The 203-nt window shown below is 45.3% G+C and carries 1 protein-coding gene; it reads right to left on the bottom strand.

The annotated features are described in order from the left end of the window. A partial coding sequence (locus AB4585_RS25710) for an adenylosuccinate synthetase (protein ID WP_372171610.1) occupies nt 1-203 on the bottom strand: 203 nt, incomplete at both ends.

Genomic DNA, 203 nt, shown 5'->3' with positions numbered 1-203 from the left:
GCCATTGGAGAAACTTCTAGAACAGTACCGTCTTTCATCTTATAACCAGTACAGATCTTCAGTTCTTTAAGACCATCTAGTACGTCTAGTTTAGTCAGACAGAAGCCTGTTACTGAGTTGATTTGAACCGCACGGCGCATAGCTACTGCATCGAACCAGCCAGTACGACGTAGACGACCTGTTGTAGCACCAAACTCATGACC

Source organism: Vibrio sp. 10N.222.49.C9, assembly GCF_041474985.1.
GTDB classification, from domain to species: Bacteria; Pseudomonadota; Gammaproteobacteria; order Enterobacterales; family Vibrionaceae; genus Vibrio; species Vibrio crassostreae_C.
The sequence above is the reverse complement of the archived record's forward strand: the minus strand, read 5'-3'. Positions and strand labels throughout refer to the sequence as shown.